Raw genomic sequence first — 25,715 nt, 5'->3', positions numbered from 1 at the left:
ACTAAATTTTTGCTCTAATATAAAACTTTTAACGATATTGTTTTTGGTAGCCCTAAAAAGAATAACCAATTGCAAAGTTAAAAACAGGTTCATCTGCTCTAAAGTCCCAACGTTTTCCTTCTTCTAAAGAAGGATCATGAAATGGAGCCGCCAAATCGAAACGAATAACAAAACCTTGTACATCTACTCGCAAGCCAAAACCTGCACCCATTCCTAATTCATTTATAAAGTTGGACGTCAATTTGTCTCTAACATTACCATCACTATCATTAAAATCAGAGTTTGAAACGGAATTCCATATATTTCCAGTATCCGCAAAAACAGCTCCTTTTAGAAAAGAAAAAATAGGAAAACGGTATTCTAAATTTGCTTCTAAACGAACATTACCTGTTTTATCAAAATAAGAACTCGCAGTGTCTGTATCTTTGTCATTATAAGTTCCTGGTCCAAGAGATCTAATACTAAATGCTCTAACGCTATAAGGACCGCCAGAATAATATTGTTTTACAAACGGAATAACATCAGAATTCCCGTAAGCATAACCATAACCGGCAAAAAATCGAGCAGCAATTGTTTGCTCTTTTTTAGCACCAAAATTATAGTGATATCTAATATCAACATCAGCTTTTGCATATTGTGCATATTCCAAACCTAAAAACTGTTTAGGTTCACCTACTGTTTTTTCTTTACCTAATAAACCAATAGAGTTTCCTGCAACATCTAAAGTAGATTGTACATAAAATTGATGACTTTTTGCAGCATTCAACATTTCATTATAGGTGAAAGAAAAGGTAAGTCCGCTTATAAACTGCTGATCAAAACTGCTCTGTAAATAGGAATTATTATCTAAAATTTCTTGAAATTCTGCGGTCGTATTTGATAGGCGTGTATAATTTACAGAAATAGGGTTCACCTCATACGTAATATATTTATTGGCATTCCAAGTATAGCCAAAAAGTGCTGTGCCAGATAGCAATTTGTATAATTGACTTCTGTTTAAATACGTAGCACTTAAGCTTACTTTGGTTTTGGGAATTGAATAATCGAAATAATCTTTATTGATAGAAAAAGGTGAGATAACTCTCGGGAAAACAAGTTCGCCTTTTAAGCCCAATTCTAAACTACTCAAGCCAGAACTACTGCTAGAAATTTGGGTTTCGTAACCAATATTTGTACTGATGTTTAACGTTTCGCCTCCTTTAAATAAGTTTCTATTGCTATACGTTAACGATAATTCCGGACCTGCAAAATTGTTAGATTTGGTAACGGCTTGTAATTCTGCACGTATGGCACGTTTGGTTAAAGGTGATAAAAAAATGTTTGCTTCTAAACTAGCTATACTATCTGTAATAGCATCTTTTATCTCTTTATATTGAATGTTTACAAACTTATAGACACCAATAGAAGAAAGTCTTCTGGCGGTGTTTTTAGAGGTTGATGGATTAAAAAGATCGCCTTCTTTTAAGGTGATAAATTCATCTAAATATTTTGGATCAAAAAATAACGTGTCTTGATGATAGTTTTTTTCTTGATAACGAATGCTTTTTACTTCTGTAGAATCATTTAAATTATAATTCGGATAAACATTAATGTTTTTTATCTGATAAGGAACGGTTGCTTTTTTGGGTACATTCGCTTTTAATTTTAAAAATAAATCGAATTTTTTACTCTTATATCTATTGGTATCCGCTTCAAATAATAAAAACTCCGAATTAAAATTATAATATCCTTTGTTCTTTAATTCGGTATCTAATCGCAGTCTTTCTAATTTTAAATTACCCAAATTGAAACGCATCTCTTTTTTAATTGGAGATGTTGTGCTTAAGCTTTTAATGTCTTCATAAATAGGCGAAACCATAGAATCTATTTTGTAGGTCGCCATTTTATAAGGAGCAGGTATTTTTAAACGATATACTATAGAAGCTTCTTTTTTTTGCTCTTTAAAACTAGACCCAACTGTACTATAGAAAAAGCCGTAATTTTCTAATTTATTTCTTAAAATTTCTTTATTCGATATGGCATTTACATCCGATTGATAAACTGGTTTTTGTCCTATTTTTTTATACAACCATCTGTTTAGAAAGTTGGTTTTTTCTTGCTGATTTTTATAGTAATAATACAAGCCAAGGTGCATACCAAGGAATTTTGTATTTGGTTGTTGACTCAAAACGGAAGATAAATCTTGTTTTAATTCACTTACTTTTTGTACTGTTGAGTCTGCGTCTATTTCTATGGAAGCCCCCGTGTATAAACGTTTGTTTTCTGGGATGTGTTTTTTAATACCACAACCGTAGATAAATACGAATAGTACTATTATAAAAGATTGTTTTTTATAGGATGCTTTCAAAATTTAGTTACTTTTTAGGTTCTGAATAATCATCGTTCTTAGTTTTTTTTGCGTTCTTTTTGTCTTCTCTTGAACGTAGAATAGAATTCCAAAGTTGATGAAACTCATTGAATTCTTTGGTAAAAATCAATGCAATTCCGTTTACAATTATTTGTCCGTCTATTACATTTTCAAATTCACTTTTTCTAAAACCTTTAAGACGATACCTACCATCTTCAGTAATTTTATATTCTAAACTTACATTACCAATTAAAGGAGATTTTTCTTCGGTAGTACTGCTTCCTTGCAAGTCTACTTCGCTACCAACTCTTACTGTTAAACGATCATTAAATAATTTTTTCTGAGCTGCAACATCTAATTGCGTTCTATCTGTTGGTGTGTCTCCTTGATAATCTGTATAACTATTTAAACCAAAATCTAATTCGATACCAGAGCCACCTAGAATTTTATTAGAAAAAGAATTCAACTGTCCAGATACAGCATCATTTAAATTGTTTCTCGCAATGGTTGCAAAGCCACCAGAACTACCATCGCTGCCAGAATCCGGATAAAATCGATTTAAAACTAACAAAGAAAAAACCTGTTTATTTAATTCTTCCTCTTGTTGATTTACTTGTTGCACACGCTCGTAAACTTGACCACTTATTGCACCTTGTTGATCTTCTGGCATGTCTAAATTAAAAGATATTTTTGGTTGCATCAATTCGCCTGCAATATTTAAATACACATTAAACGGCAATACTTGTTTGTATTTATTTTTTGTTGATGAATCTTCGCCAGAAGTTTGAGAAGCCATTAAGTCTGATGCAGAGGTTTTTAATGTATATTTTGTTCGGATGTCTAACTTGGCATCAAAAGGATCTCCGCCCCAAGAAATTCGACTTCCAGGAACCAATACAAATTTTCTATCTACAACATTGTATAAATTCAGTTGATAATATCCGTCGGAAACTTCATAAGCACCCGTTAAAGACAAACGTCCATTTGGGTTCATTAGAAAGATTAAATCACCATCACCAGAAACCTTAAAATTATCACCCGATTCTTTATCTATGATAATATTTACAGCTGCTTTTTTATCAATTTTAAGTAATGCCTTTATATCAAAACCTGTAATAGTAGCCGTTTGTTCTTGTTTTTGTGTTAAAATAGCATCCGGATTTTCTCTATTCACAAAAGCAACAATACCGTCTCTTTCTTCAATATTTGTATAACTAGAAGGTAACACATAAGTAACATCTGTGTCTGAACCAACAACTAATTTTGCATTTAATTTAGGAATCTGTAAATCTCCTGTTAGTTTTGCATCAACATTAATAGAAACTTTTCCGTACAAAGATTCGTTGTTTTCTTTTGTAGCATTTAGCACTCTAAACTTATTGGCTTTAACGTCTAAATTAAAAGAAGGGTTTATAAAATTCTTAGTTTTGATGTCTCCAGAAAGTACCAACGAATTTTTTTCTGCATCTAATATTGTAAAATTAGATAGGTGTAAACCTCTGTTATCTACTTGTAAAGTTTCATCCTGTAAATTGAATTTTGCATTTAATTTAGCAACTTTAAAAGCGGCGTTTGTAAAAAGTAAATTCCCATTATATTTAGGGTCAGATGTTTTGCCTGTTACTTTAAAATTACCAGAAAAACTACCCGAACCTTCTTTGATTTCACCTAATGAAAGGGTGTTTAAAGCTTTCATTTGAAAACTATGAATCAATAAGTCTAAATTTAAATTGGCATCATTATTATCTACCAAATAGTCGCCTTTTAAATCTAAATCGATACTACCTTCTTTTAAAGCAGCATTAAAATCATACTTTCCGTTTTCTAAAGATTTAGCATCTACACTTAATTTACCAAAGTCTGTTTTTAATACTTTTAGCTTACTAATGTTTAGATTTGCAATAATACCAGTGTCACCAAAGGGTTGTTCTAAAATAAAATCTCCATTTAAAATTCCTGTAGTAATTTCGTTTTCTGGACTTAAATAATTAAAAACTTCATTGATTTGAAAGTCTTTATAATTGATAGCGATATGATCTTTAGAAATACGCGGAATTTTATCTGTAATTTCTATAGATTGCTTGCCTTTACTAATTTTAAAATCGGAAAATGTAAGTTTATTTTCTTCAAAAAGGATGGCATTGGTTTTAGGTATTTTCCAATTATGGCTATTTAAAAATAAACTGTCCTGATCTATTGTAAACTTTAGTTTATCACTGTTACCAGTGATGGTTGTGTTTACATTCATTAATTTTTCACCCTCATAGAAGCCTAAAAAATTAAGTGATAATTCGTTGTCTTTTTGTATACCTGTAATTATTGTTTTGGGCACGTTTAAAGGTCCTGCGGTGATTTCTTTAAACCCTAAATTAAAGTTGAAATCGTCTTTATCTGTTTGCATAGAAAAAGCCAAACTATCTAATTCATTGTCACTAAAATTAATGTGTGGAGCAGCAATGTTTGCAGTCAATTTTCTTTCTTTTTCTTTAAAATTGACATTAATATTTATAGTGTCTAAATCTTTTAGATTGACTAGAAAAACATCTTTTAAAAGTGGCGTTTGAGAAACTTTAGCTTTTAAAATTAAATTTACTGGGTTTGCAATGGTATCAGAAAGTGTAATATTTCTATAAAAATAACTAGAAACATGACGCTGTAATGCGGTACTAAATGTTTGTGGATCTGTGTTTGATTCTAGATTCAAATCAATCATTTTATTTTTTAAAGAAACAGCCGTTGTGTCTTTGTCTATAAAAGCATTGGCAGTTACATCTCCTAATAAAAACGTTCTATTATTGTAGATAATCACCCCATTTTTTATGTTGCTTTTTACCGTGTAATTTTTAATGTTCCCCGCAAAGTCCAGAGAAAGTTCCATTCCGGTTTTTACTTTACGTTGTATAACACCAAGTGCTTCTAAATTTGCGCCAATTAGGTTTAGATTTACAGTTGCTTTTGAGTTTATAGAATCTAAATTTACATTGGCATTTAAATCGAAATTCAAATTTTGATCTTTATAAGTAGCCGTTATTTTTCCTTTACTGTTTTTTACATCGCCTTCTAAATGTAAATCTTTAATCAGATATTTTTCTAATTGAAATTTAGAAATAGTCGTATTTAAAGTAGCATCTAAATTTTGAATGTTTTTACCACTTCCTGTAGATGTTAAGGATGCGCTTAATTCTCCAAAATTAGGATTCATTAAAAGAGCTCCAATATTATAATTTTCAATTTTTAGATCAGCATTATAACTAATTTTAGCTTGGTCTTTAAAGTTTCCTTTAAGAATAGCAAGACCTTGTGATGTTGTTATTTTTGTATTTGTACTGATGTTGTTTAAAGTACCTTTTATGTTACTTTTCATTAAAATATCTTCAGGTAAATGAATACCGAAAGCTTTTTCGTCAACAATCTGTAAAAGATCATTTCGTTTTGTCTTTGCTTTAAAATTAGCAATATTTAATTCTAGTTTTTCTGGGTTTGTGCTGTTTTTGATGTTCCCATCTATAGACATTTTAGTAGCAATTCCCCAATTTAAATTTGTATTAGAAATATTTAAATCTGCTAAAAGTCCGGTAATATTTATTTTTCCAAAAAGTTCTTTCTTACTTAATTTTGTTACGTATTCATTCTGTTTTAAGCTAGGTTCAAATGTGAAAAACTCTTCTATAAAAATGGAGAAATTCGGAATACCTAATTTAACTCTTGTATTTTCTGGTGATGAAATTAATTGAGAAATCGATTTGTATTTTGCGTTTGCAAAGCCAGAAACCATACTTTTATTTAAGTTGATTTTTAGATTAGAAACTTTTAATTCGGTATCTGTTACTTCTGTGTTTAATGTGAACTTCCTTAACCTAAATCCTGATTGTTCTTTAAAATTAAATGTAGACAATTGCAACCCAGCTTTTTTGTCTTTCAAGAAAATGTCTGCTGCTTTTAATGTTACTTTTTCTAATGCAATAGCATTCGGATTAAAGATGTTTTTAATAACTTTTTCATTGTTTACAAAATACTTAATGTTGTTATTTTCTAAATTTATATCAGTTATTTGTACATTAAAATTGGGCCACTTACATGTTGTGCTATTATTTGCAGCGGGTTTTTTATGTGATAAAGTATTACTCGAAGCTGTTTTTAAGAGGATATCAGAATTTTTAAGCTGAATGGTAGTAAGCTGAATGTTGTTTTTAGACAAATCAATTTCAGGAATTTCTGTATAAAATTCATCAATATTTATATCAGCAATTAATTTATCTTGTGGATTCTCATAATATGTTTTTACATTTTTTAGAGATAATTTTTTAACAGATAATAGAGGTAGAGAAGTTTCCGTAGTTGAAGTATCTGAAATTACAGGTTTCTGAATCAATTTAATATTTGTATCAGAAAGAGCGATTTTATCGGCATTAAAAATCATTTTCTGTAAATCAACTTTTTCCATATTGGCAGTTAGATTACCAATTTTAAAATGGCTATCAATACCCAATACTTCATCATTAAAAACAATATGAATGTTTTTTAAATCAAGATTTCCTATAATAATTTTTAAAGGTTTTGTTGTAGAGTCTTTAATAACTGGAGTTGAATCTTCAGTTGCAAATGCATCAATTAAAAACTGAAAATTATAACCAGAAATGGTGTCTTTCCTTTTAATATTTGCCTGTAAACCGTCCCAATTTAAATTATCAATGCCAACAGCATCTCCTTTAATCATTGCCCAGAGAGGTAAATTAGCTTCTAAAGATTTCGAATAAATTAAGGTGTCTCCTTTGGTGTCTTCTACGTATAAACCATCTAATTGCAAGCTACCTTTAAAAGTTAAAAAAAGCTTGTCTACAGAAATTTTTGTGTTTGTTTTATCTGTAACAAAATTTACGGCTTTATCTACAATAATACTTTGTCCCCAAGGGCTTCTTACAAATAGTATCAACAAGGTAATAAGAATCATAAATCCTAAAAAGATTCGTAAAAATCTTTTTAAAAATCGATATTTCTTATGCTGTACTTTTTTAGACACTGTATTAGGCAATTTTAGTTGTGCAAATGTAACTTGCAATTGCTAATCAAATTGTCCTTAACTCAGATTCTTTTAACTCTTTTGCTAAAATTTAACGATTTTAGTAAGTTACTGTTTCAGTAATTATAAAATATGAAATGAATGTAAAAGAATTGAGCCGTTTATATTGTTATTTGTAACCAACTTTACACGTCTCACATTCATAATTATCTTGATTAATTGTAATTCCACTAATATTGTTTTCTACAATTTTATTGATAAAGTTATTGTACGTCTTGTCGTTTCCAATCAATTTATTACCCTTGTTCAATTTATAAAATTCACCTTCCCATTCTTGTTTTCCCCAACAATTTGGACAAATACCTTCAGGAGCTTTTTTAGACGTATTTCCTTCAGCCTTTGAAGTGAAATATTTTTTTAGGTTTTGGATGATATTCATAATTAATTTGATTTTTTAAATAGTCGTATTCAGGTGATTTACCTTACGCTGATTGACTTGATTTGAAAATTCAGTTATTAAAAATTTTAACTTAGGGTTGATGTAATTTTTACAAAATGGTTTATTAGGATTTGCTTGATAATAATTCTGAAACTCTTCAGTAGATGCTTTAAACCCTTTAAAATCTAACGTTTTTGTTATGATTTTATTATCAAAGCCTAATTGTAATTTGTCAACTATTTTTAGAATATCGTCTTTCTGATGTTGAGAAAAATAATAAACAGCAGAACGATACTTGCTTCTCATAGAATGATTGCTAGTACTTTTGTGTGTTAATAAATGGATTTCAATTAGTGTTTCTAAATCAATTTTCTTAATATTAAAATGAACAATAACTGCCTCAGAAAAATTACTATTTTCTTCTGTTGATGAAACCCAACCTTGTTCTACCTTTTCGACACCGATTAATGTTTGAAAAACTGCTTCTGTACACCAATGACAACCACCACCAAAAGCAATTTTAGTTAATTCCATTGAAGTTTTTTTCTTTCAGTCCAGTATGAATCTGTAGAAATTTTTAGTGAGTTTAATATTTCAATTTCTTCTTTAGACAGCATAAAAGAATTCAGTTTTAAATTCTCTTTCAATTGTTCTGAATTGCTTGCGCCACTTAAAACAATGCTGTTAGTGATTGTTTGCTCACAATATTTCAAAGAAATGGCATCTACACCAACCTTGTGTTTTTTTGCTAAGTTTTCTAAAGTTGTATACATTTTATCATAATGAGGATAGTTCTCATTTTTAAAAACTCTACCATTTGCCAATGCTTCTTTTATTACAATTGATTTATCTTGATTTAATAATTCATCAGAAATCTCCTTTAAACTTTGATCTAAAAAATTATAAGTTACTTGAAATAGGTCAAATAATTGTTTACCATCAACAAAAACTTCCAATGCTTTTTTAATTACTTCAACTTGATTTGTACCTGTAGTTGTTAAGCCTATTTTAAGATTGTGTTCCTTTTTTAGAAAAGCTAATTGTTCTAAAACTTGCTTGTTTTCTAAAACTCCAGTTTCTAAAGTTGCAGAATGAATTTGATATACTTTTAAATAGGGTAGAAGCTGTTTAGAGAACTTCCATTGTTCATTTAATTTAGATAAACTATGTTCTTTTACTTCATGAACAGTTGCATTCGCGTCAAAATTTGCAGTATATGTATAACCCCATTTTGTAGCAATTTCAATGGTTTTATCATTTTTAGTTTGCAACCATTCTAATACTAATTCTTCTGCCAATCCATAACCTGGAGCAGTATCAAAATAACGAATTCCTGAATTATATGCATCTTCTAAAACCGAAAAACTATGTTTTCTAAAAGCTGCTAAGTCTAAGTTATCACAATCTTCTTGACGAACATTTATGTATTGAGGTCTTCCTAAAGCAGCAGTTCCTAATCCTAATTTCATAGTTGTTTTTTCTTAATTTATGAGCTACAAGATAACATAGAACAACCTACTTTATTTCTTGCCCATTCAGGTCTTTTTGCAAACCATTTTTCATTTTCTGGTTGTTCAGAATATGGTTTTTTTAAGAGTTGAAATAATTCATCAATTAAAGTGTAATTTCCTTTGTCAGCTTCATCAATTGCTAATTGTGACATGTAATTACGTAATACATATTTAGGATTTACAGCATCCATTTTTTCTTTTCTTTCTTCGGATGAAACTCTTTCAATTTGAAGTCTTTCATCGTATTTTTTGAACCACAAATTCCAACTATTGATTACTTCATCAGAAATGTTTTCAAAGTCGTAAAATGATTTTTTTATCAATTGTAAACCAGAATTTTCATCAGTAAAACTACTTAAATTTCTAAAGAAAATGGTCATATCAGTTTCTACTAATTGTAAAGTGTCTTCTAAATTTTGAATTAGTTTTACATCTTCTTCATCCGAAGTAAATAAACCTAATTTTGATTTCATCATCTGTAAAGATTTCTGTTCAAAATCAGTTTTATATTGCTCTAAAATTGCATTTAAAGGTTCCACTTCCTCAATGATAGGATACAAAGCATTTGCAAGTTGATACAAATTCCATAAACCAATATTTGGCTGATTTCCATATCTGTAGCGTTTGTGTTGTCTGTCGGTTGTGTTTGGCGTCCAACCAAAATCGAACCCTTCTAACCAACCATAAGGTCCAAAATCGATGGTTAAACCTAAGATTGACATATTATCAGTATTCATAACTCCATGAACAAAGCCAACACGTTGCCAATGAATTATCATTTCTAAAGTACGCTCTGAAACTTCCTTAAAAAAGTTGATATAACTTTCTTTTGATGGTTTTCCTAAATGAGAAAAATGATGTTTGATTGTGTAATCAACCAAAGCTTTTAAATTTTTTAGATCTTTTCTAGCTGAAAAAATCTCATAATTTCCAAAACGTAAAAAACTTGGTGAGATTCTAGAAACAATTGCGCCTTTCTCATACGCAGGGTTTCCATCATATAAAACATCACGTAAAACATCGTCTCCAGACAAGCTTAAAGACAAAGATCTTGTTGTTGGCACACCTAAATGAAACATTGCTTCAGCACATAAATATTCTCTTACAGAAGATCGTAAAACGGCTAAACCATCTGCAGTTCTAGAATATGGAGTTTCTCCAGCTCCTTTTAATTGTACTTTCCAGTTTTTATTTTTGTATTCTACTTCAAATAAATTAATAGCTCTTCCATCACCTAATTGTCCTGCCCAATTACCAAATTGATGGCCTCCATAACACATTGCAAAAGGTTTTGTATTTGGATAAATATCATTTCCTGTAACAATATTTTTAAAGAATTCTGATTTCGTTTCTTCTTGAGAGATACCTAATTCAGAACTCATTTCTTGCGAAACGTGTACTACTTTAGGTACTGCCGTTTTCTTAGGATTCACGTATGAAAACACAGCTTCTTCAACTTGTCTTCTTGTATTCTCAAGAATTGAATCTGCCGGATTTTCTGTAGTAAAAGTATTCTTTATGTTAAGTTTCATTGATCAATATTTTATTGTGATATAAAAAATGCCTAATACTCGTTATGGATTTTATCAATCCACTTTTGAAGATCTTTATCAGAAGGATTTCTTAATTTTTTATAATTATTAGTAATTGTAGGGAAATTTAACTTTCTATTTTCATACAAGTTACGTAATTCTTCTGCATTTTCTTCGTATTGTTCTACATCTAAAAACGCGTAATCTAAATTACGCGTTTCTAAAAATGTTTTATAATATTGAGTTTTATGGCATCTTTCTGCGCCATATAATTTAATCATTTTACCTCAGTTTATCTGCGTGTAATTTTCTCAATTTCGCCAATTTTGGTTCAATTACAAAACTACAATATCCTTGTTGTGTATTCTCTCTGTAATAATTTTGATGCTCTATTGTTGCTTCATAGAAAATTGTTGACGGACTAATTTCTGTCACAATTTTATCATTATAATATGGTTGAATCTGTTTTAAAACTTCTTCAGAAACCTTCTTTTGAACATCATTATGATAATAAATTACAGATCTGTATTGAGTTCCTCTATCAGCACCTTGTTGGTTTAAGGTTGTCGGGTCATGAGTCGTCATAAAAATGACTAAAATATCTTCAAACGAAATTACATTTGCATCAAAAGTGAGTTGAATTACTTCTGCATGCCCTGTTAATCCCGAACAAATTTCTCTATATGTTGGTCTTCCAGGAGCATTTCCGCCAGAATACCCAGACACAACTTTTTCTATACCTTTTACTTCTTGAAATACAGCTTCTGTACACCAAAAACATCCACCTCCTAAAGTGGTAATTTGTAAATTTTTAGTCATTTTAAGAATTCCCTTTCTCTAATTGCATAGACTCAGAATTAATACAATAACGCAATCCGCTTGGTTCTGGTCCATCAGGAAAAATGTGTCCTAGATGTCCATCGCAAGTATTACACATTACTTCAACTCGAACCATACCAAAAGAAATATCTTTATGATATTTAATGGCATTTTCTTTAATAGGTTGCGTAAAACTTGGCCAACCAGAACTAGAATCGAACTTTATCGTAGAATCAAATAAAGGCGTATTACAACAAACACAGTTGTATTGTCCTTTATCATAAATACTACATAAAGCGCCAGAATTTGGTCTTTCTGTTCCTTTTTGCCTAGTAATTCTAAACTGTTCTTCGGTTAATAATTCTTTCCATTCAGTTTCGGTTTTTTCAACTCTTTTATCTGAAGTTGGATTTCCTTTTGCTGTAAAGCTGATAATTTCTTTCCAAGTAAGCATATTTTGTTTCCTTTCTTTTCTAAATTAATATTGTTATGCTAGCTGTTTTTTAGACGTAAAAACACTTGTTAGCTTACAAATAATTCTTAATTTGTACGCTGATGAAAGCAATTCATAAATTTACGACGAATATTGATAAAGTTATCAGAGGGGTTATCACTTATTCTTATTCATTTATAAAATAATTTTACTATGAGCACATTAATTGTTGATACAGAAAAGTACGTCTTTAGTTTATTAAACACCGATTTAGATCGAAAATATGTGTATCATAATTTAGTACATACACAAAGAGTGGTTAAAAGTACAAAGGAGCTTATTGAAAATTTAAAAATTGACAAAGTAGCTGCTGAAAATTTAGAAATTGCTGCTTGGTTTCATGATACAGGTTTTGTAAAAGGAGCTGAAAATCATGAAGAAGAAAGTGTTAGAATTGCTTCAAAGTTTTTAAAAGAACATAAAGTTACCGATAAAAGAATTGAAGTTACTGCAGGTCTTATTCTGGCAACTAAAATGAATCATCAACCCAAAAATGATTTAGAGAAAATGATAGTAGATGCAGATTGTGCGCATTTAGCTTCTAAAAGTTATTTTGATTACACTTTTTTATTAAGAAAAGAATGGGAGTTAACAGGTTTTAAAAACGTTTCTGACATAGAATGGATTGCAGGAAATATTGAATTTTTTACGCAACAACATCGCTTTAATACAGATTATGCTTTAAAAAATTGGACAAAAGCGAAACAGAAAAACTTATCTAAATTAATAAAGAATCAAAAAGATTTAAAAGACGATATTAAAAAATTTAATCAGAAGCAAGATGCTTTAGAGTTAAAAAAAGAGAAAGGAAATGTACCTGAGCGTGGTGTAGAAACAATGTTTAGAATCGCTTTAAAAAACCACATGACTTTAAGTAATATTGCAGATACTAAAGCGAATATTTTACTTTCTGTAAATGCTATTATTGTTTCTTTAGCATTGTCTAATTTATTACCAAAACTAGATAATTCTTCAAATAGTTATTTAATTGTGCCAACAATTCTATTTATAATTTTCACAGTTGCATCTATTATATTATCAATTTTAGCAACGAGACCTAATGTTACACAAGGAAAATTTACAAAAGAAGATGTTGCTAATAAAAAAGTTAATTTATTGTTTTTCGGTAATTTTCATCAAATGAAATTAAATGATTTTGAATGGGGTATTACAGAAATGATGCAAGATAGAGATTATCTTTACGGTTCTTTAACGAAAGATTTATACTTTTTAGGGTTAGTTTTAAACAGAAAATATAAAATATTAAGAGTTACTTATACCGTTTTTATGATTGGTATCATCGTAAGTGTATTAGCTTTTGCTGTTGCTTTTAAAATACAAGAAACTGGGGCTTTTTTATAAAATATAAATGTATTTTTTTGGGCGTTACCTAAAGGTCGGGCTTTACACTATATCTTTTTTTCGAAAAGCAAAAAAGGATGTCGTTTCAATCCCTAACGCATGCATACTCATTAAAATAAAACGTAGAAAACAATATTTTAAGCTTCGATTTCTTGAATTAAATCATGAAAAGTAATTGTTTTATTTTCATCAAAATCTTTTTGATAAATAACTTCTACTCTTAATGCTTTTAATCCTGTAACACCTTGTAAATCTTCTAGATCTAAAAATTCTATTTTACCTAATTGATTTTTAGATTGTAAGTAATTAATGTACTTTATATACTCTAAAGCATCTCTGTCTTGAGAATATACAATGGCTATTTTACCAGGAACAGTTAAACGATTTTTTGTGCCTTTAATATTTGCTTTATCAATTCGCTTTTTTATGATTTCGTATCTAATGTTATAAGCTCCATCAACATCAAATTGCTTTTCATCCATTCTAAATTTTATAGCCATAGCATTACTATGTACTAAAATTAAGGAAGCAACACGTAAATCATGTTTCATGTTTTTACGCTCATAAAATGCAAGATTCTCCATTTCATAAGTAATCTTTAACTGCCATAAACGAAGGTTGTACAAGTATAAAGTATCAAAAGTCTTACTTTTTGTAATAGACTGACCTATATACATGTTGTATTCTACACCATCCGTTTTGTATCGCTCAAAATAATGAGGAAACATTTCTTGAGCTTGTTTTTGTTTATCGTCTAAGAATTTAGCTAGTTTGTCATTTAATAACGTAACGCTGTTCTCGTATTCTTTTCTTTTTTCATAAACAACATTTAAATTTTTATCTAAACGGTTCATATAAACGCTAACTTTCTGTGAAAGTTCTGTATTAATATCTTTTATATGACTAAAAACTGGGTAAATTTCTCTATTCAGAAAATCTAAAATATTTATTTCATCACCAGCACTTAAACCTTCTGTTACATCATTTAGATAAGAAGAAACTCTAAACATTAATTCATTGTAAATAGGTAGTTTTTCTGATTTACAAGCGTCTTTTAATACTGCAATAGCTAAAGTTAACTGAGTTGTTAAATCTTCTTTGATGGCTGAATTTCTTGCCATTGAAGATCCTTTTATATCACTTTGCCCAAATAAAGGGAATACATCATTAAATACAATTTCATCTAATTTTGCATTGTCATTTGTTTGTCGTTCTGTGTGATATTTTTCTGCAGCTTCATAAAATCGCCATTTTACAGAATTATGAATTGAGGTATAGTTTTCTTGAATAGTTGCTTCTAAAATATTTTGACGCTCTTCTGAAGTTCTTTTTACAGCAGCTTCAAAAACAGGAATAATATCTTTTAATTTGTTGATATTAACAGAGTTTAGTTCGTAAGCTCTTGGAGAAGCAATTTCTAATAAAGCTAAATCTCCATTACTTGAAGCCTTAATTGGTATCAATATAATACTCTGTATGTTCGATTTATATAAATTCTGATAAAAGCCATTTTTATTTGTACTCTTACCATATTCTTCAACATCAGAAATTATAAATGTTTTATGGTCTTTGAATACTTTTTGCATAATGCCGTTACAGAAGTAACCTGTATTGCAATTTATTTCAGTGTCATTTAAGATTAAACTATTCGTTTTATTAACCTTGTTTTCACAGACTTTAGTGTTGATGTTGTCAAAAATAGAGAAACCTAATTTTAAATCTTTTATGCTATAAAAATCTCTTAAGTTACTTTGTAATTTAGGAATCAAATTTTCTCCACCAGCTAATAAGTTTTCTTTGATGGATGATAACATTTCTTCTGAAGTAACATCAAACAAACTAACAATCCCAAATCCTTTAAAAATATAGCTGTCTTTTGGGAACTTTTCTTTCCATAGTTCTATGTTTTCAAAGTTGTTTAGTAATTCTTTAAAATCGTCTTCCGTTATTGAAGGAGCATTCTTAGTAGGTGTAATTTCAGAAAAATCAGCATTAAATGAAGCTCTATAATATTTCATTGTTCCAGTTGTTTTATCTGGAATATCAAAATAAAATGGTCTTTTTACATCAACTTTATAACCATATACAAAACCTAAAATAAATGTACAGGCCATAATGTACATACCATCGTCTCCAAAATTACGAACATTTAATTCGTAATCATCACCTGCATTACTTAGTATGTTTTCAAAACGATCTGTAAATTTAAACGAAGTAAAAGAGAAAGGAATACTTGCTGCTTTTATTTCGTTTAATAATAAAGGTTCTGGAAACAAGGGATTTAATAATAAATCTATCTGCTCTTTATATTTGTCTAATAAAGTATAATCTGAAAAACCATCATTCAACTCAGGATGCTTCTCAAAAAGTTGCACCATATTTATGGCAGAACTATGAAAAGGATGATTTATAAAATCTTTTCCAGCATATTTCTCAAATAAGTCAAAAACTTTTTTGAAAGATATTTTTAGTTGTAATGGTAATTCAACTTCCGAAACTAAACTTGATTCTATAATTTTCATGTCTTTTATGCCCTAAAGGATTTACAATAATACTCTACATTTAGACGTTAAAAGGTAACAAAAGTTACAGAATAATCCTATTTCTGTCTAAAGTATATCGTTATTGGTGTTCCTGTAAAATCGTAAATTTCTCTTAATTTATTTTCTAAAAATCGTCTGTATGGATCTCTAACGTATTGTGGTAAGTTACAGAAAAATGCAAATTGTGGTGTTGGTGTAGGCAATTGCATACAATATTTTATTTTCACAAATTTACCTTTTGTAGCTGGTGGTGGGTAACTTTTAATGATGTCTAACATTACATCATTCAACTTACTTGTAGGTATTTTCATTTTTCTTTTCCCGAAAACTTCTACTGCAGTTTCTATGGCTTTAAATAAACGTTGTTTTGTTAAAGCAGAAATAAATACAATTGGCACATCTGTAAAAGGTTCAATTTGTTTTCTAACCATTGCTTCAAAATCACGCATTGTATTCGTTTCTTTCTCAACTAAATCCCACTTGTTGATTAAGATAACGACTCCTTTTCTGTTTTTTTCAGCTAACCAAAAGATATTTTGATCTTGTCCTTCGAAACCACGAGTGGCATCAACAACAAGAATAATAACATCAGAATATTCAATAGAACGTACTGCACGCATTACCGAATAAAATTCTAAATCTTCTTTTACTTTAGATTTTTTACGGATTCCTGCAGTATCAACTAAATTAAAATCGAATCCAAAACGATTGTATTTTGTATCAATAGAATCTCTAGTTGTACCTGCAATATTGGTTACAATGTTTCTATCTTCTCCTATTAAAGAGTTTATAAATGATGATTTACCAGCATTTGGTCTTCCAACAACGGCAAACCTTGGTAATTCTTCTTTTTCTAAATCTACTTCTTCTGGAGCTGGCATTTTTTCTGCTAAAGCATCTAATAAATCTCCAGTTCCACTTCCGTTAATTGATGCAATTGTATAATATTCTCCTAAACCTAGATTGTAGAATTCTACAGCATCTGGTTCACGCATTGCATTATCAACTTTATTAACTACGGTGAAAATTGGTTTTTTCACCTTGCGTAAAAGTTTAGCAACTTCAGCATCCATTGGTGTAATACCATCTTCAACATTCACTACAAAAACAATTAAATCTGCTTCATCAATGGCTAGATTTACTTGTTTTCTGATTTCTCCTTCAAAAATATCATCAGAGCCAATAATGTATCCACCCGTGTCAATAACTGAAAACTCTTTACCGTTCCAGTCAGATTTTCCATAATGTCTATCTCTTGTAACTCCACTAACAGAATCTACAATAGCTTCTCTTCTCTGTACCAATCTGTTAAAAAGTGTTGACTTTCCTACATTTGGTCTTCCTACAATGGCAACGATACTATTCATTTGAATTCAAATTTTTTGCAAAGATACAATTTACTATATGATTAATTATTGTAAATTTAAACAGTTATAAAATAGATTTTTATGAAAGAAAACCTAAATGTGTTAATTGAGAAGAGAAATAGTGAAGTTTTTCTTCGTCCGAGGCTTAAAATAGACCTTAAAGATGGTTCTGAAGAAATACTAGAAAGGTTCTCTAATGAGTTTAAAAGTGATGATTGTAGATTCTTAGGAAACATTGTTGATGGGCACGTGTTCATTAGTGTTTCTAAGAAAGATGAGCATTTTTGGTCCCCACAATTACATCTAGAGATTATAGGGAAAACAAGAAGAACATCTCTTTTAAAGGGTTTGTTTGGACCTAAGCCTCAAGTTTGGACACTTTTTATGTTTATACATTTTGTAATAGGAATTTCTTTTTTTGGTTTTGCAATAATGCTTTTCAGTAAACTTTCCTTAAAAGAATCTATCCTTCTTCCTTTAATCATGATGGTATTTTTACCCTTATTTTGGGTTCTACTTTACTTTTTAGGAAAAGTAGGTCGAGCAACAGGTAAAGATCAAATGAAAGATTTACATGATTTTATGATAAAAGTAATCAACCATTAACTTTGATTATAACCAAAACGTTTTAGTTGCGTTTTATCACTTCTCCAATTCTTATTTACTTTTACATATAACTCTATATATACTTTCTTCTCGAAGAATTTTTCTAAATCTTTTCTAGCTTCAGCACCAACTCGTTTCAGTGCAGAACCTTTATGACCAATAATAATTCCTTTTTGTGTTTCTCTTTCTACCATAATTATAGATCGAATTCTCACAATTTTTTCTTCCTCAATAAATTCTTCTGTTTCAACTTCTACAGAATACGGAATTTCTTTTTTGTAATGCATTAGAATTTTTTCTCTAATTTTTTCATTTACAAAAAATCGTTCTGGTTTATCTGTTAATTGATCTTTAGGATAAAAAGGAGGTCCTTCTGGTAATAACTCTTTTATTTTATCGAAAACAGCAAGTATATTAAATTTTTCTAAAGCAGAAATCACAAAAACATCCGCGTTAGGTACTTTCTTTTTCCAATATTCAACTTTTACTTCTACTTCATCTTGAGTTGATTTGTCAATTTTATTCAATAATAAAATAACAGGAATTTCACTATGAATGATTTTTTTAAAGAAAGATTCGTTCTTTAATTCCTTTTCACCAACTTCAACCATATATATAAGAACATCAGCATCATCTAGTGCAGATTTTACAAAATCCATCATAGAAGATTGTAATTCATAGGCAGGTTGTATGATTCCTGGAGTATCAGAAAAAACAATTTGATAGTCGTCCTCGTTTACAATTCCAAGAATTCTATGTCTAGTTGTTTGTGCTTTTGGTGTGATGATAGATAGTTTTTCACCAACCAAAGCATTCATCAAGGTCGATTTACCTACGTTAGGGTTTCCAATAATATTTACAAATCCTGCTTTATGTGTCATGCTGCAAAGATAGTTGGTTTTTGTATTTTCTATCATAATTTATGATGGAAAAAAATAAATGAAAAAAAGTTTGGTCAGTTGTTTTATTAAGTTGTATCTTTGCAGTCGAAATAAACGGATCGAATTTTATGAGTCGAAAGTTAAAAGCTAAGTTGTTTATTTTGAAATTATATCGCGGGATAGAGCAGTAGGTAGCTCGTCGGGCTCATAACCCGAAGGTCACTGGTTCGAGTCCAGTTCCCGCTACTAATAACCTAATTCTTAATTGAGTTAGGTTTTTTTATGCCCTAAATTCAAGGGTTTTATAAATTTATACATCTACAATTATATTACATTTTAATAATTTCTTTAAAATTAGGTGCTCAATTAGGAGTACACTAATTATAATTAGGTGTCATAATGGATCAAGTCAAAAAGTTGTGTAATTTTCTTATTAAGCGTAAATTACGAATTACCCATTGATCTTTTACCCTTACGGATGATTTTTCTACTTTCTTTCCCTTTAATTGCAGCTCCTTTATCATTTAACCAAACAATAGCTCCTGTTGGGCATCTTTGAATAGGTATTTGTGTATTATGATTTTCGGCATAGTTAATTACTGGCAAGTTGTTTTTCATAGTAATTAAATCATCAGGTGCATCCATATCACATTTTCCACAGGCAGTACAAGCAACCTCGCAATCTTCTAAAACGGCATTACCGTGGTCAAGATTTTTACAAGCCACCCAAAGTTTGTTGCTTATTGGTTGTAAAGAAAATAAATCTTTAGGACAAGCTTCTACACAATCACCGCAGGCAGTACATTTATCTACATCTACGACAGGAAGTCTATGTTCGTCCATAATTATGGCATCAAAATCACAAACAACTTCACAGTCACCATGTCCTAAACATCCCCAAAAACAGCCTTTACCACCACCAGAAATCAAAGTGGCCGCCTGACAACTTTGAATTCCAATATATTGGGCTCTATTGATAGCTACATTCGTTCCTCCAGCACAAGCGAGACGAGCGACTTGCTTTTCTTCAGCACCTAATACAACTCCTAGAAATTGAGCTATAGATTCCCTTCCTTCATCTGTACTAACAGTACACTTTCCTGGTAAGGTTTTTTGATGTACTAATGCTTCCGCAAAGGGGCGGCAACCTGGATAGCCACATGCACCACAATTTGCATGAGGCAACATATCTTCCACAATTTCTATGCGTGGATCTTCATAGACATAAAGCTTCTTGTTCGCAATAATTAGCATTATTGATAGAACTAAAGTTAAACCTCCGAGTGCGGCTATTGCAACAATGATAGACATATTATTTTGTGGATTTATTAAAAAATAGGCTCTCTTTTATATCTCAATTTCGGGTTAATAAATAATTTCAGCCCATTTTTTTCCGGCAATTAATTCGGCTTTTCGAAGTCGCCATTTTTCTTCTGAGCCTAAAATATCTGAAAATGCCTTGTTAAGTTTTTTGTGAATAGCTTCATATCCAGCAACATAAATACAGGTATTAGATTTTCCAAGTAACTCAACTATTTCAGCAGTTTGCCCTACAAGTGCTTTTTCTAGTTCAATGGGGTCAGCCCACTGTGGTCTTGGACTTAATGCATGAAAGGCTTTGAATGTTTCTTCATCATAATAATTTGTAAGATCTCCATCTTTATCATTTAAATACAATAATTCCAAACCGCTACGAGCACCATAAAACAAACGGATTTGCCCTTCCCAATCTTTAACATCTTGATAAATGTGCTTTATAAATGCTCGGAATGGTGCAATACCTGTACCCATACCAATGAGAATTAAATTGGCAGTTTTGTCCTGTGGAACTTTAAAAGGCAAATCAAATGGGCCTGTAACCGTAATTTCATCCCCTTTTTTGCGGTTGCATAAATAATTTGAGGCAACTCCCTGATATTCTTCTCCACTGAAATCATCAACATACGAGCAGCGTTTCACTAACATAGTAAGTTGTCGTTTACCTTTGACGCTTTTTGGTAAATCAGCCACACTATATAGCCTGTGATGGAATTTATTTCCAAAATCACCAGAAGTTTTTACCAATACTCCAAAGCTTTGGTTTACTTCGCATTCAAATTCAGAGTCTTTCACTTCAAGTAAAATTTCACGTACTTCTTCAGTATCCTTTGGCGTTAGTCGTGATGTATTTTTAACGACTGCCTTATACCGTTTATCAATATCAAAATCTAATAGATTTGCCATAGTTTTTTTATTTTTATTATTAAGTGTATTATAATCAGTATTTAATCATTTTTTGTTTGGTGAACATTTCTACCTTGTTTCACTCTTCTTTTTTTCTCTCACAAACCGAGGAAGTACAACCACAATTTGAACAACTTCTTCTGCCTGCCAGCACATCATCTTCTAAATATTCTTCGCGAAATACATTTTTCCACTGAGTTTGTACTAATGTCCATAACAGCACTAAAGCTACTATTGAACCAATTCCGATTATAAGTGATTTAAACATATTTTCTTTTTTTTATTAAGCACCAAGGCCTGCAAAACCCATAAAGCATAATGATAATATACCTGCAAGAAACAGGGTTAATGCTGTTCCTTTTGAAACGTTAGGTACTTCAGCAAAATCTAACTTTTCTCTTAAGCCTGAAATTAATAGCAATGCTAGTGTAAATCCTACCCCGGCTCCTAATGCATAGACCACACTTTCTGAAAAATCGTACCCTTTATTTGTCTGAAATAATGCTACACCTAGAATTGCACAATTAGTAGTTATCAGTGGAAGAAAAATACCCAAAGAGCGAAACAATGCCGGACTCATTTTCTTAATGAACATTTCAACCAATTGTACGGTAGAAGCAATCACAACAATGTAACTAATCAACTGAAGGTAAGGAGCATCGATTGCTACCAAAAAGGCGTGAATTCCATAAGCACACATAGAACTTATTAGCATTACAAACGTAACAGCACCACCCATTTTTGAGGCAGTTTCAATTTTTCCTGATACGCCCAAAAAAGGGCAAATACCCAGAAAATAGGCCAAGACAAAGTTGTTAACTAAGACGGCATTGAGAAAAATAGTTCCTAGAGATTCTGTGTTCATAATTTTATTTTTCTTGTTTGTATCACATTAATTATAAGTAACCAAGCTGCAAGTGTAAAAAAACCACCAGCCGGTAATATCATTACTATCCAATTTTGAAAATTCTCTGGAAAAATGGCGAATTGAAAAATGGATCCATTACCAAGAAGTTCTCTCACTGCCCCTAAACAAAAAAGAGCGAACGTAAATCCTAGCCCCATACCAAGAGCATCAAGCATAGATTTCCATACCGTATTTTTAGAAGCAAATGCTTCTGCACGGCTTAGAATTAGGCAGTTTACCACAATTAATGAGATGAATGCACCAAGGCTTTTGTACAACTCTACACTGATAGCCTGAATAGCATAATCGGTCACAGTAACAAAAGTGGCGATTATAAGAATATACGAGGCAATACGTACTTGCTTGGGAATAAAATTCCGAAGTAAGGATACCAAGATATTAGACATCAATAAGACAAAAGCTGTTGCTAAACCCATAGCAAGGGCATTTTCTGCCGTATTTGAAACAGCCAATACTGGGCACATACCTAGTACTTGCACAAATACAGGATTATCTCGCCAAATTCCTTTGATAAATTCATCGGTATTGGAAACTTCCTGTTTGGATGAGGTATTATCTTTACTCATTGCTTTCTGTTTGTTTTCCATTAGGTTTATTATCGTTTATCATCTTTATGTTACTGTTAAAGAGAATAGGAACGTCTTTTGCTGTGCTTACACCAATAATCTTTCCGATTGCACGAGAAGAAATAGTAGCTCCAGTTATTCCATCAATTTCCCAAGGGTTTTGTTTTTCTCCTTGTTTCACTGTAATCACCTTATTTTTGAGTTTTCTATCATTCGTAAGGCTTACGTCTAAAGCTTTAAAATTGTCAATAAAACGCTGGTCTTTTTCAATTTTATCTCCAAGTCCTGGAGTTTCTTTGCTTTCTAAAACTTGAAACCCAATTAGTATTTGTTCCTTAGGATCGTAACCATACAATACTCGGATAATGTCTGCATAACCTTGTCCGGCGGCATCGATAGCATAACCTACAAGTTTTTCATTTTTATCATATCCTGCATAATAGGTAGATTCATATTTTTCTCCAGTTTCTATCTTGGTTAATTCTCCTTTGGTGTTTATACCAAAAGCTTGTGTACTAACAGTTCCCGGGAGAACTTTAAAAATAGCCTTCTCTAAAGCTTCTGCTTTAAGTTGTAGTACTCTAGGCAGCGTTAGTTGATAAGCAGACACAATAAGTAGCGCGCTTATTATTCCAATAACTAGCATAGCCTTTAGCATTTTTATGCTACTAGAAGATTCTTGCTTTTCTATTTTGGTAGCTTTACTCATGTAACTTTTATTTTTTTATTTGTTCCATAAACCCTATTTCTAACAAGATTATCAATATGGGGAGAAATCGCATTGGCTAGTAAAATAGAATACATAACGCCTTCAGGTAAACCACTCCATATTCTAATCACAATTGTTAAGATGCCAATAATACCTCCATAAATCCATAAGCCTAATGGCGTAAGTGGTGAGGATACCATATCTGTTGCCATAAATACAGCACCTAACATTAATCCACCAGAAAATAACATAAAGAATGGAGAAGGATATATTTCGCTATTGCTTAAATAAAGGATTCCACTTAATATAAATGCACTTAATAATACCGCCAATGGAGTTCTCCAACTCATCATTTTTCGAGATATCAAATAAATACCACCCAAAGCAATGATAACGGCACAAGTTTCACCAGTTGAACCACTAGTTTGACCAAAAGCTAATTCTATTGTTGGTGCTACAATACCATCAAATTTAAAAGCCGTAAGGGGAGTTGCTCCCGAAATGGCATCAAATTGTGGTTGCATAAATGGCATAGTAAAGATCGACTGAGCAATAGTAGAAAATCTATCTGGCAGTAAAGCTGGGTGCCAGGTAGTAATTGCTACAGGGAAGGCAGCTTGTAAAACAGCTCGAGCCACAAGTGCTGGATTGAATACGTTATAACCTAATCCACCAAAAATATATTTACCAAGCGCAATACTTATTACCCCGCCAACAAAAGCCATCCATAAAGGAAAACTTGGGGGCAAAGTAAGTCCTAATAATAACCCTGTAATTACAGCAGAGTAATCATGAACTGTAGATTCTTTTTTAGAAAGTTTACATAAAAAATGCTCTGTCAATACACTGGCTAGCGTTGCTGTAGCAATAACAAGTAAAGCATTTAATCCAAAAGAATAAACAGAGAAAAATACAACAGGCAGTAATGCCCATACAACATTTCTCATAATGTCACCGGTACTTCGCCTTTTATAAATGTGTGGCGATGAGCTTATATTTAATGTTTTTTTAATCATTTACTTTTTCTTTTTTTTCGGCTTCCCGTTTTCGTACAACTCGTTTAGCCAATCTGAAATACTGAACTAGTGGAATATGGGATGGACATACATATGTGCATGATCCACATTCAAAACAGTCCATTAAATTATTATCTGAAGCCATTTCGTCATAAGCTTCAAATTTTGCTAGGATTCCCAATTTGGATGGATTTAACATAATAGGACAAGCATCTAAACAAGCACCACATTTAATACAAGGATATGTTTGGGACGACTTGCCTACATCTTCTCCTGTAAATACCAAGATGCCTGAGGTTCCTTTTACAATAGAAATATCGAGGTTAGAAACCGCTACGCCCATCATTGGACCTCCCATATAAACTTCACTAATTGCTTCGTCTACACCTACATAATCCAACACATAACGTAATGGTGTGCCTACAGGAATTAAATAATTTCCTTTCTTTTTAACTCCGTGTCCAGTAATGGTGATAACTCGTTCTTGTATACCGCGTCCATGAGGTAATAATCGTCCAATCTCTGCAGTTGTAGCAACATTTACTACCACGGCACCAACTTCAATGGGTAGCCCTTTTGACGGAACTTCTTTATTGAGGATTGAGGTAACCAGCATTTTCTCCGCACCTTGAGGGTATTTTACCGGAAGCACTTTTATGGTAACAGGTAATTCTTTAGGAATGTATTTTGCTAAGTGATCAGCTGCATCTTGCTTGTTAGCTTCAATACCAATAATGGCTTTTTTAGCACCTGTAGCTTTTAGTAAATATTTAATTCCAGTAAAAATGTCATTTTCCTGTTCTAACATAACACGGTGATCCGTTGTTAAATAGGGTTCACATTCTACTCCATTAATAAGTAGAGTTTCGCATTTTTTTCCTTTAGGAATTTTCAATTTCACATGAGTTGGAAATGCTGCTCCTCCTAGACCAACAATACCTGCATCCTGAATTGCTTGCAGAATTTCTTCGGCAGTAGCTGTATCAGGATCAATCGGTTTTCCCTCTAGTATTTCTTGAGTAGAAGAGGGAAATGTTTTGAGATAAATTCCAAGGGACATTTTTCCCGAAATTGTTGGGACATTTGCTATTTTTTGAATAATACCAGAAACAGGAGCATGTAATGGAACGGAAACGTAACCTACAGCTTTTGCTAATAATTCTCCTCGCTGCACTTCTTGACCTTCACGGACAACAATTTGAGACGGCGCACCAATGTGTTGAGCTAAAGGTAAAATGATGACAGGAGCAAAGGGAAACTGCTTGATCGCAAGACCATTGGTTTCTCCTTTGCTTTCTGGAGGATGAATACCGTGTTTAAACGTATCCTTATGAAAATTGAATAGCCCCATAT

Annotated in this window: 21 protein-coding genes and 1 tRNA gene; 3 read left to right on the top strand and 19 right to left on the bottom strand. The window is 31.3% G+C overall.

The features are described from left to right. Positions 1–52: 52 nt before the first annotated feature. The 9 genes from tamL to msrB all read right to left on the bottom strand — a co-directional run bounded on the left by tamL (position 53) and on the right by msrB (position 12,122). Positions 53–2,347 (bottom strand): translocation and assembly module lipoprotein TamL, encoded by a 2,295-nt coding sequence (tamL, locus tag BTO07_RS09685; RefSeq protein ID WP_087521033.1) that lies wholly within the window; start codon positions 2,345–2,347, stop codon positions 53–55. A 7-nt stretch (positions 2,348–2,354) separates the two neighbouring features. After that, positions 2,355–7,367: a translocation/assembly module TamB domain-containing protein gene (locus BTO07_RS09680; RefSeq protein ID WP_232457003.1), complete on the bottom strand. Its 5,013-nt coding sequence runs from the start codon at positions 7,365–7,367 to the stop codon at positions 2,355–2,357. 169 nt (positions 7,368–7,536) lie between these two features. Continuing rightward, entirely contained in the window at positions 7,537–7,806 is a 270-nt protein-coding gene (locus tag BTO07_RS09675) for a hypothetical protein (RefSeq protein ID WP_087521031.1), read from the bottom strand. Positions 7,807–7,821: 15 nt separating this feature from the next. Beyond that, on the bottom strand, positions 7,822–8,340 hold the full coding sequence (locus BTO07_RS09670; protein ID WP_087521030.1) for a peptide-methionine (S)-S-oxide reductase: 519 nt from the start codon (positions 8,338–8,340) through the stop codon (positions 7,822–7,824). Further along, a complete protein-coding gene (locus BTO07_RS09665) occupies positions 8,331–9,275 on the bottom strand; it encodes an aldo/keto reductase (protein ID WP_087521029.1) in 945 nt (314 codons plus the stop codon). The genes BTO07_RS09670 and BTO07_RS09665 overlap by 10 nt, the downstream gene beginning before the upstream one ends. A gap of 17 nt (positions 9,276–9,292) precedes the next feature. Then, a complete protein-coding gene (locus BTO07_RS09660; protein ID WP_087521028.1) occupies positions 9,293–10,849 on the bottom strand; it encodes a protein adenylyltransferase SelO in 1,557 nt (518 codons plus the stop codon). 32 nt (positions 10,850–10,881) lie between these two features. Then, complete coding sequence (locus BTO07_RS09655; RefSeq protein WP_087521027.1) at positions 10,882–11,130, bottom strand: glutaredoxin family protein; 249 nt, start codon at positions 11,128–11,130, stop codon at positions 10,882–10,884. A gap of 1 nt (position 11,131) precedes the next feature. Continuing rightward, the gene (gene msrA / locus BTO07_RS09650) at positions 11,132–11,668 is read right to left on the bottom strand and encodes a peptide-methionine (S)-S-oxide reductase MsrA (protein ID WP_087521026.1); all 537 of its coding nucleotides are present in this window, start codon (positions 11,666–11,668) and stop codon (positions 11,132–11,134) included. A 1-nt stretch (position 11,669) separates the two neighbouring features. Then, the gene (gene msrB, locus BTO07_RS09645) at positions 11,670–12,122 is read right to left on the bottom strand and encodes a peptide-methionine (R)-S-oxide reductase MsrB (protein WP_087521025.1); all 453 of its coding nucleotides are present in this window, start codon (positions 12,120–12,122) and stop codon (positions 11,670–11,672) included. A gap of 192 nt (positions 12,123–12,314) precedes the next feature. Between msrB and BTO07_RS09640 the strand changes: the two genes are divergently transcribed. Next, positions 12,315–13,523 carry a Pycsar system effector family protein gene (locus tag BTO07_RS09640; protein ID WP_087521024.1) on the top strand — a complete coding sequence of 403 codons (1,209 nt, stop codon included), beginning with the start codon at positions 12,315–12,317 and terminating at the stop codon, positions 13,521–13,523. A gap of 137 nt (positions 13,524–13,660) precedes the next feature. On the opposite strand, the gene BTO07_RS09635 is transcribed toward BTO07_RS09640, so the two are convergent. Together BTO07_RS09635 and der are read right to left on the bottom strand one after the other, a co-directional pair. Further along, positions 13,661–16,045, bottom strand: coding sequence for a GAF domain-containing protein (locus BTO07_RS09635; protein ID WP_087521023.1), 2,385 nt, complete (start codon positions 16,043–16,045; stop codon positions 13,661–13,663). Positions 16,046–16,122: 77 nt separating this feature from the next. Continuing rightward, complete coding sequence (gene der, locus BTO07_RS09630; RefSeq protein ID WP_087521022.1) at positions 16,123–17,433, bottom strand: ribosome biogenesis GTPase Der; 1,311 nt, start codon at positions 17,431–17,433, stop codon at positions 16,123–16,125. 81 nt (positions 17,434–17,514) lie between these two features. Here der and BTO07_RS09625 point away from each other — a divergent pair, with 81 nt between their 5' ends. Further along, positions 17,515–18,039 (top strand): hypothetical protein, encoded by a 525-nt coding sequence (locus BTO07_RS09625; RefSeq protein WP_087521021.1) that lies wholly within the window; start codon positions 17,515–17,517, stop codon positions 18,037–18,039. On the opposite strand, the gene era is transcribed toward BTO07_RS09625, so the two are convergent. Next, the gene (gene era, locus BTO07_RS09620; protein WP_087521020.1) at positions 18,036–18,920 is read right to left on the bottom strand and encodes a GTPase Era; all 885 of its coding nucleotides are present in this window, start codon (positions 18,918–18,920) and stop codon (positions 18,036–18,038) included. The two genes, BTO07_RS09625 and era, sit on opposite strands and share 4 nt — an antisense overlap. Before the next feature lie 173 nt (positions 18,921–19,093). Here era and BTO07_RS09615 point away from each other — a divergent pair. Then, positions 19,094–19,166: transfer RNA gene (locus tag BTO07_RS09615), tRNA-Met, on the top strand. Positions 19,167–19,364: 198 nt separating this feature from the next. Here BTO07_RS09615 and BTO07_RS09610 read toward each other — a convergent pair. From BTO07_RS09610 to rsxC, 7 genes are all read right to left on the bottom strand, one after another. Then, positions 19,365–20,231 carry an RnfABCDGE type electron transport complex subunit B gene (locus tag BTO07_RS09610; protein ID WP_087521019.1) on the bottom strand — a complete coding sequence of 289 codons (867 nt, stop codon included), beginning with the start codon at positions 20,229–20,231 and terminating at the stop codon, positions 19,365–19,367. Positions 20,232–20,285: 54 nt separating this feature from the next. Continuing rightward, positions 20,286–21,143: a ferredoxin-NADP reductase gene (locus BTO07_RS09605; RefSeq protein ID WP_087521018.1), complete on the bottom strand. Its 858-nt coding sequence runs from the start codon at positions 21,141–21,143 to the stop codon at positions 20,286–20,288. A 283-nt stretch (positions 21,144–21,426) separates the two neighbouring features. Further along, positions 21,427–22,008, bottom strand: a complete 582-nt coding sequence (locus BTO07_RS09595) for an electron transport complex protein RnfA (RefSeq protein ID WP_087521016.1) — start codon at positions 22,006–22,008, stop codon at positions 21,427–21,429. Next, entirely contained in the window at positions 22,005–22,637 is a 633-nt protein-coding gene (rsxE, locus tag BTO07_RS09590) for an electron transport complex subunit RsxE (RefSeq protein WP_087522601.1), read from the bottom strand. Before rsxE ends, BTO07_RS09595 begins: the two co-directional genes overlap by 4 nt. Further along, positions 22,630–23,346: an FMN-binding protein gene (locus BTO07_RS09585; protein WP_087521015.1), complete on the bottom strand. Its 717-nt coding sequence runs from the start codon at positions 23,344–23,346 to the stop codon at positions 22,630–22,632. Before BTO07_RS09585 ends, rsxE begins: the two co-directional genes overlap by 8 nt. Further along, positions 23,343–24,362 (bottom strand): RnfABCDGE type electron transport complex subunit D, encoded by a 1,020-nt coding sequence (locus BTO07_RS09580; protein ID WP_087521014.1) that lies wholly within the window; start codon positions 24,360–24,362, stop codon positions 23,343–23,345. Before BTO07_RS09580 ends, BTO07_RS09585 begins: the two co-directional genes overlap by 4 nt. Then, positions 24,355–25,713 (bottom strand): electron transport complex subunit RsxC, encoded by a 1,359-nt coding sequence (rsxC, locus tag BTO07_RS09575; RefSeq protein ID WP_087521013.1) that lies wholly within the window; start codon positions 25,711–25,713, stop codon positions 24,355–24,357. Before rsxC ends, BTO07_RS09580 begins: the two co-directional genes overlap by 8 nt. Between the last annotated feature and the right edge of the window lie 2 nt (positions 25,714–25,715).

Source organism: Polaribacter sp. SA4-12 (assembly GCF_002163675.1).
Classification (GTDB): domain Bacteria; phylum Bacteroidota; class Bacteroidia; order Flavobacteriales; family Flavobacteriaceae; genus Polaribacter.
The sequence above is the reverse complement of the archived record's forward strand: the minus strand, read 5'-3'. Positions and strand labels throughout refer to the sequence as shown.